Here is a 5,735-nt window from a genome sequence, read left to right as displayed (position 1 = left end):
TCTAAAGCGCCGTAGGTGCGACCTAACTGAACTGGATTAGGTCGCACCTACGGCGCTTTACGGGCCTACCCCTTCTTTCTTTTCTATTGACATGTCGCCCCTACAGGGCTTTTCTGTAGGAAAAAAGAGAAGTGTATATCCGGTAGGTCAAGGGCCTTAACACCACACGCAATACCCTTGTTTTCACTCCGAACTTTAAACAGGTAGCGACTTTTAAAATTCGGGATGACTCATGTTTTTTATGTTGAATGGGTATCACATGCGTTTTGGCAAAAACCGATTTTAATGCGCGTACGCTTTCCGAAGCACGCTTCCAATCAGGCTGCCAGCGAACGTGAGCCCTGCTGAGCCATACAGGCTGAATAGTTCGACTTCGCGATGGGTACTGAGGGGCGATGGGCCTATGACTGCATAATACCCGATCCCGATAAGAAATACCTGAAGCAGGGCCAGTGCCCAGCCTTTTCGGGGTTCGAGGAAACCAAGACCTACCGCCGAGGTAGCTGCCCAAAGGTAAGGCCAGTGAATAACCGAACTCTGTTTAATGATGTCAAGCAAAATCAGCGCACTAAAAATCGTCAGGCCGGCGTGGAGCAGAAGCTGCCGATCCAGAAATCCGGCTTTGCCTGAGGGGTAGGGTAGTATAGGCAGGGGCGGGCGTTGATCGATTTGGGTGGCTTTGGCCAGGTCATTGGCTGCTTCCTCCATCTGCTGGAGGTGCTGACGAGTCAATCCGCGCCAGTGGTAAGGTTCTGCTTTATCCCCGTGGCTGTGGAAAACAGCTTTGTCGAAATCCTGAAAAGCGGCCTGATACGCCCGGGCCTGATACTGAATCTGCCCGCTCTCCAGGTGCAGCTCCGCAACGGTATCGTCATAGCTTTTCCCCGTTGATAGATCCGTGAGTGCTGCCTGCAAATCGCCCCGCGCCCGGTGAATGCGTGCCCGAAAGAGGTAGGCTACCGCCGAGGAAGGCTTCGACTGAAGCACTTCATTAAAATAGGTCATTGCTTTCTCGTACTGCTCGCTTTGGTAGAGTAAAATCCCGTCCTTGATCCGCTCAGCCTCTATTTCAGCTTTAGACCGCTGATCGGCATAGGACCGAAGGTAAACGATATAGCTAATAAAAGCAGTAAGCGCTAGTAGTTCGAGCATAGGTACAGCTTACCCGGGCGGTGGGTAGAGAATTTAATCTGGCACGGGTGTATTCTCGTGCCAGATACGTTTTTACACAGTTAAATTTCCTTCGATCGAGTCATCCAGTGTTTTGCCCAGCAGGGCCCCGGCAGCCATCTTTACGAACGCTACGGCGTTACCATGCTTATTATCCCAGTAATAGCCATCTTCGGTTTCAACTTTTATGGCCGTAATGCGGGGATCATCGATGCCTCCCGTAAACCACGTTTTTACAATCGGCTCCCAAAGCTCCTTTATAAGTTCCTTGTCTTTCGTAATGGTGGCTACACCGTATATACTCAGAAATTCGGAGTAGGCAGATCCCTGAAACAACAGCTGAACCTTGTTGTCGACCAGGATTTCTGCATTCTTGTGGCTGTCGTCGGCACTCAGAAACCAGAGATTACCGGCTTCATCTACTTTCTGAACCGACATAGGCCTTGTTTTCAAAGGTTGCCCGGTCGTGATTTGGGTGCAGAAATAGCACGTGTTGCTTTTATCGACAAGTTCTTTAATCTTCTTGCCGGCTTCGGTACCCGCCAGGTCTTTATGATTTTCTTCGGGCTGCTGCTGGTTAATGCTATCCATGCGGTTTTTCTGTAGTAGATGAATCGTTACCCATCTACTACAAAAGGCAGCGCTAACCTTCTCGGTAATAATCATCAATGGGTCATTTCTTTATTGTATGGCGATGCCGTCGTAAGCTGGACTGGTAGACGACTCAGCGTTCACTGCCCTGATGCCCCTAATACCCTCCCGGGAGAACCTGTCAGCAGGGGCTTGTTTACTGAAACAAGCCGTATTCTTAGCGATACTGTCAATTACTATTAAACAATTAGGTGAGGAAAACGAGTTACAGTTGCAAAGCAGGACGATATTAGTTAGGTCGTACTGGTAATTGCCTATTTTTTTTATAATGATCGATTCGTTACAGGAGGGTAGTAGACTCAACGCTTTATACGAGTACGGTATCCTTGACACGTTGCCTGAAGAAGATTATGATGCCATAACCCGTTTGGCTTCCCAGATCTGCCAAACGCCAATTTCGCTCATCAGCCTCATCGATCAAAAAAGGCAGTGGTTCAAATCGAATCATGGCCTTCCCGTACGGGAAACTGCCCGGGAACTAGCTTTTTGTAACGAAACCATTCAGCAAACGACTGGGATGTTCGTTGTTCCCGATGCCCGGGTCGATCAGCGATTTGCCGACAATCCTCTGGTTACGGGTGACCCTCATATAGTCTTCTACGCGGGCGTGCCGCTGGTCGATGCCGATGGGTTTGCCCTGGGCTCGCTGTGTGTGATTGATCGGCAGATGAAGCAACTGAGCCCGGACCAGCAGACGTCATTGCAGACGCTGGCCCGACAGGTTGTAAATCTGCTGGCGTTGCGAAAGGCCAACGCAATCCTACGCCAGAATGAGGAGCGTTATAAAGCGCTGGCCAATAAACTGGAGCAGCAGGTATACGAGCGTACGCAGGAACTGGAAGCGGTGAATGAGGAGCTAGCCGCTTCGAACGACAAACTCACGCACACCAACGAGCAACTCCTTCGGTCCAACAAAAACCTTCAGCAGTTTGCTTACGTAGCCTCCCACGATTTGCAGGAGCCACTGCGTAAGATCCAGTCTTTTGCTTCTTTATTGAGCGATCAGTTCGGGTCAGTTCTCGAAGGCCCCGGCCTGGACATACTTACCCGGATGACGGGGGCGAGTGCCCGCATGTCTACCCTTATCGGTGATCTGCTCCTGTATTCCCGCCTTTCGACCCAGCGTGAGAAAAGCGTTCTGGTACCGCTTACATCTACCGTGGGCTCGGTGCTGAACGACCTGGAACTGGTCATTTCCGAAACCGGAGCGGTCGTTGAGGTTGATCCGCTGCCAGTTGTCCTGGGTGATCCCCTACAGCTTGGTCAGCTTTTTCAAAATTTACTCAGCAACGCCATTAAGTTTCGCAAATCAGGTGTGACACCTTTGATCAGGATACAGGCCAGCTGGATTGCAGCCGACCACTTGCCCGCTGGCATCAACCTGGTGAAAGGGGCTATTGCCTACCATAAGATCACTGTAACCGACAATGGCATTGGTTTTCATGAAGACCAGGCTGATCGAATCTTCCAGGTTTTTCAGCGCCTGCATGGCCGAAGCGAGTATGCCGGTACAGGCATTGGCTTATCGATCTGCGAAAAAGTAGCCGTGAATCATGGGGGTGCTATCAAAGCCACCAGCCAACCAGGTCAAGGGGCAACGTTCAGCGTTTTTCTGGCCGTGTAACTGTCGATTCTGACGTCATAAAAAGGTGGTATACCCGTTTCACGAACTACGTATATAGCCTGGCGTTTGTTCAGGCGGGGAGATACACGCTGAACGTAGCTCCCTGACCGGGCGCGCTGTGAGCCGTGATGGCCCCGCCGTGGTTGACGACCACCTTCTTGGCTATAGCCAGACCAATGCCCGTACCGGCATACTCACTGCGGCCATGCAGGCGCTGAAAAACCTGAAAAATGCGGTCTATGTACTGCTCTTCGAAACCAATACCGTTGTCGATCACATCGATACGATGGTAGGTGTTGACGAGCCGGGCCGGTTTGACGGCAGGTGGCAGGTTCATAGCTGCTACCATCTCACTCTGGATGTGGACCAGCGGTACGGCTTCGGACGGATTCCGAAATTTGAGTGCATTGCTGATCAGGTTCTGAAAGAGTTGACTCAGCTGGGAGGCATCACCGTTTACGCTGGGCAGGGACGCCACCCGGACTACAGCCCCCGTCTCCTGGATACGCAGCTCCAGGTCGATAAGAATCTGGTCTATGACAGGCCCGAGGTGAACCAGCTCTACCTGCTCCTGGCCCGTCGATATACGCGAGAAACTCAGCAAATCCCGAATCAGGTTGGACATCCGCAGGGCTGCCGACTGCATCCGTTCCAGATAGCCCACGCCACTCCCCAGCTGGTCGCCAAACTGCTGACGAAGGATATCCCCAAATTGCTGTATTTTTCGCAAAGGCTCCTGCAGGTCGTGAGAAGCCACATAGGCAAACTCCTGCAAGTTATTGTTGGACTGATAAAGTAGTCTGTTAGCCTCTTCCAGTTCTTCGTTGATAGCCGCGTACTCGTCGATGCTGGCCGCTAATTCCTGGTTCGATACGGCCAGCTCCTGAGTGCGTATAGACACCTCGTTCTCAAGTGTCTGCTGCATATTCCGTTGCAGGGTTATATCCTGTGCCGTGCCAATCAGACGAACCGCTTTCCCGGCGGCATCGAACACGGTCTTCCCCTGGGCGTGCAGGATGCGTTTCTGACCTGTCTGTGGATGAACGACGGTACTTGTTACGTTAAAAACACCCCCGGATTCAGGATTTAGCGCCCAGGCCAGGGCGCGTTTAAAAGGCATCCGGTCGCCAGCTTCCAGACCGGAAATTATCTTGTCAAACGTTTGCGGCTGTGGGTCATAGCCAAGCCATTCGATCAGCCGGTCTGAAAGGGTTAGTCGGTTGGCGGCTACGTCAATACTCCAGGTGCCTAACTGGGCGAGTTCAATGGCGTTACGCAAACCAGCTTCGGCCTCTTCCAGCTTCTGGTGGGCTATTACCTGTGTAGTAACTTCAATAACGGTGCATATAACTCCATATACGTCTCCGGCCGTATTGAGCAGTGGTTTGTAGGTATAATTATAATAGCCCTGGTAGGGTACATCGTTTCTGATCAGTTCAATGGGCTCAGCTAATTTAACATAGGTCTCTGCGGTAGCCAGTACGCGATGATACTGCTCCGTCAGCTGGGTGCCTTTCAGCTCAGGGACAGATTCCAGCAGCGGTTTGCCAATGATGGAACTGGTTCGTCCCAGTATGGCGAGCATCATTTCGTTTGCCTCCCGCAGGATCATCTCGTCGCCTACATATACCAGCTTGGCTACGGGCGAGTTATAAAATACGGTGCGCGAAAATCGATCACTTTCCTCCAGCTGCTGGCGGGCTACAACCTGTTCGGTCACGTCCTGAACGACCCCACTAAAGCGGATTAACTGCCCCTCATCGTTCCATAAGGTTAGCCCCTTGGCCTGTACCCATCGAATGGTACCGTCCATCTGAAGAGTACGAAAAACAATGTCATGGTCTCCCTTACTGGTTGGGTTCAAGGCCTGCATATTGGATGCATGCACCCGGTCCCGATCCTCGGGGTGAACTTGCTGCAGTAGTATAGCGGCCGTTACGTCGGTATCCGCCGGTAGCCCGAATAATGCTTTGCAGATAGGTGACCACTGAACCTGATTGGTACCAAAGTCATAATCCCAGGTGCCTACGTTCGCTGCCTGAAGCGCATACGCTAACCGCCTGTTCTGGGCGGCCATGTCAATATTGAAAGGCGTCTGTTCGCCGGTCATAACGGGTAACGTTGAGAAATACCACGTAAATTAAGTAAGAATAAACGCTTTACTTTTGACAAATCTTGTAATTATAGACATTAGGAAAAAGGTTTGCAATTTAGGTTCAGCATAACTCAAACAAACTCCAATCATGCGTAAGCTAGTAGAAGATGCTCATTTGCTGGATGAGTTCATTCA

The 5,735-nt window shown here is 51.2% G+C and carries 4 protein-coding genes; 1 reads left to right on the top strand and 3 read right to left on the bottom strand.

Annotated features, from left to right (window positions below; all coding sequences use genetic code 11):
* Window positions 1-282 precede the first annotated feature (282 nt).
* Window positions 283-1,152, bottom strand: a complete 870-nt coding sequence (locus tag FH603_RS27575; RefSeq protein ID WP_186742473.1) for a tetratricopeptide repeat protein — start codon at window positions 1,150-1,152, stop codon at window positions 283-285.
* Window positions 1,153-1,224: 72 nt separating this feature from the next.
* A complete protein-coding gene (locus FH603_RS27570; RefSeq protein ID WP_186742471.1) occupies window positions 1,225-1,761 on the bottom strand; it encodes a pyridoxamine 5'-phosphate oxidase family protein in 537 nt (178 codons plus the stop codon).
* A 328-nt stretch (window positions 1,762-2,089) separates the two neighbouring features.
* Here FH603_RS27570 and FH603_RS27565 point away from each other — a divergent pair, with 328 nt between their 5' ends.
* Window positions 2,090-3,445 carry a sensor histidine kinase gene (locus FH603_RS27565; protein ID WP_186742469.1) on the top strand — a complete coding sequence of 452 codons (1,356 nt, stop codon included), beginning with the start codon at window positions 2,090-2,092 and terminating at the stop codon, window positions 3,443-3,445.
* 70 nt (window positions 3,446-3,515) lie between these two features.
* Here the strand turns inward: FH603_RS27565 and FH603_RS27560 are convergent, their stop codons facing one another.
* Complete coding sequence (locus FH603_RS27560) at window positions 3,516-5,555, bottom strand: PAS domain-containing sensor histidine kinase (protein WP_186742467.1); 2,040 nt, start codon at window positions 5,553-5,555, stop codon at window positions 3,516-3,518.
* Window positions 5,556-5,735 lie beyond the last annotated feature (180 nt).

It is taken from the genome of Spirosoma utsteinense, assembly GCF_014282275.1.
GTDB lineage: Bacteria > Bacteroidota > Bacteroidia > Cytophagales > Spirosomataceae > Spirosoma > Spirosoma utsteinense.
The sequence above is the reverse complement of the archived record's forward strand: the minus strand, read 5'-3'. Positions and strand labels throughout refer to the sequence as shown.

Excerpts from the sequence above, each read along its gene's own strand:
- FH603_RS27560 (WP_186742467.1), bottom strand. The coding sequence starts at position 5,555 with ATGACCGGCGAACAGACGCCTTTCAATATTGACATGGCCGCCCAGAAC.
- FH603_RS27570 (WP_186742471.1), bottom strand. The coding sequence starts at position 1,761 with ATGGATAGCATTAACCAGCAGCAGCCCGAAGAAAATCATAAAGACCTG.
- FH603_RS27575 (WP_186742473.1), bottom strand. The coding sequence starts at position 1,152 with ATGCTCGAACTACTAGCGCTTACTGCTTTTATTAGCTATATCGTTTAC.
- FH603_RS27565 (WP_186742469.1), top strand. The coding sequence starts at position 2,090 with ATGATCGATTCGTTACAGGAGGGTAGTAGACTCAACGCTTTATACGAG.